General features: G+C 62.3%; 2 protein-coding genes. Both read left to right on the top strand.

The features are described 5' to 3' along the window. Positions 1 to 1,250, top strand: a 1,250-nt coding sequence (tviB, locus tag ACESMD_RS04960; protein WP_372610901.1) for a Vi polysaccharide biosynthesis UDP-N-acetylglucosamine C-6 dehydrogenase TviB, incomplete at its 5' end; no start/stop codon positions are given. Continuing rightward, positions 1,247 to 1,519, top strand: a 273-nt coding sequence (locus ACESMD_RS04955; RefSeq protein ID WP_372610899.1) for a hypothetical protein, incomplete at its 3' end; no start/stop codon positions are given. The genes tviB and ACESMD_RS04955, both read left to right, overlap by 4 nt.

Genomic DNA, 1,519 nt, shown 5'->3' with positions numbered 1-1,519 from the left:
GCGTCATCGGCCTCGGCTATGTCGGCCTGCCCCTGGCGGTAGAATTCGGCAAGCTGCTGCCCACGGTGGGTTTCGATATCAACGCCAAGCGCATTGGCGAGTTGCGCGACGGAATCGATTATACCCTGGAGGTGGAGCCTGAACTGCTGGCCGAGGCTACACAGTTGAGTTTTTCCGCCGAGCTCGACGCGCTGCGCGAGTGCAACGTCTATATCGTTACCGTGCCCACGCCCATCGATAGCAGCCGGCGCCCGGATCTCACGCCCTTGATCCGCGCCAGCGAGAGCCTGGGCCAGGTGGTGGGCCAGGGCGATGTGGTGATCTATGAGTCCACCGTCTACCCCGGCGCCACCGAGGAGGACTGCATACCGGTGATCGAGCGGGTTTCGGGGCTGGTATACAACCGCGATTTCTTCGCCGGCTACAGCCCGGAGCGCATCAACCCGGGGGACAAGGAACACCGCGTCACCTCCATCAAGAAGGTGACTTCGGGCTCTACGCCGGAGGTGGCCGAGTTTGTCGATGCCCTCTATCGCCGGGTGATCACCGCCGGCACCCACAAGGCCAGCTCCATCGCCGTGGCCGAGGCGGCAAAGGTGATCGAGAACACCCAGCGCGACGTGAACATCGCCCTGATCAACGAGCTGGCGATGATCTTCAATCGCTTAGGCATCGATACCGAAGAGGTGCTGGACGCCGCCGGCACCAAGTGGAACTTTCTGCCGTTCCGCCCCGGCCTGGTGGGTGGCCACTGCATCGGCGTGGACCCCTACTACCTGACCCACAAGGCCCAGCAGGTGGGCTACCATCCCGAGGTGATCCTTTCCGGGCGGCGCATCAACGACGGAATGGGCGCCTATGTGGCCAGCCAATTGATCAAGCAGATGATCAAGCGCCGCATCCACGTGGAAGGGGCACGCGTGCTGGTGATGGGCCTGACCTTCAAGGAGAACTGCCCGGACCTGCGCAATACCCGGGTGGTGGACATTCTCGCCGAGCTTGCCGACTACAACGTGGCGGTGGATGTCTTCGATCCGCAGGTGAACAAGGACGAGGCCGATCAGGCCTATGATATACGCCTGATCGATCACCCCCAGGCAGGTGCCTACGATGCCATCATCCTCGCCGTGGCCCACCGCGAGTTTCACGAACTGGGCGTCGAAGGCATCCGCGCCTGGGGCAAGGCCGAGCATGTGCTGTATGACTTGAAGTACGTGCTGCCCAAGGATGCGGTGGATCTCAGGTTGTGAGCGGCCAACCGAAGAGTGACGAGAAAATCGGCAAGCGCCGTCTGTTGTTTGTCGTCAATGCGCCTGAGTTTTTTCTCTCCCACCGCCTTCCGATCGCCCTGGCCGCCTTGCAGGAAGGCCATGAGGTGCATGTGGCCACCGCCGGCGGCGATGCCTGCCGGCAGATCAAGGATCATGGCCTGATCCATCACGAGATCGCCTTGACACGCAGCGGCCAGCATCCCGCGAAGGAGCTGGCCGCTGTCGTTTCCTTGTATTGTTTGATGCGC

This window comes from Halomonas sp. (assembly GCF_041689495.1).
Taxonomy (GTDB): domain Bacteria; phylum Pseudomonadota; class Gammaproteobacteria; order Pseudomonadales; family Halomonadaceae; genus Halomonas.
The sequence above is the reverse complement of the archived record's forward strand: the minus strand, read 5'-3'. Positions and strand labels throughout refer to the sequence as shown.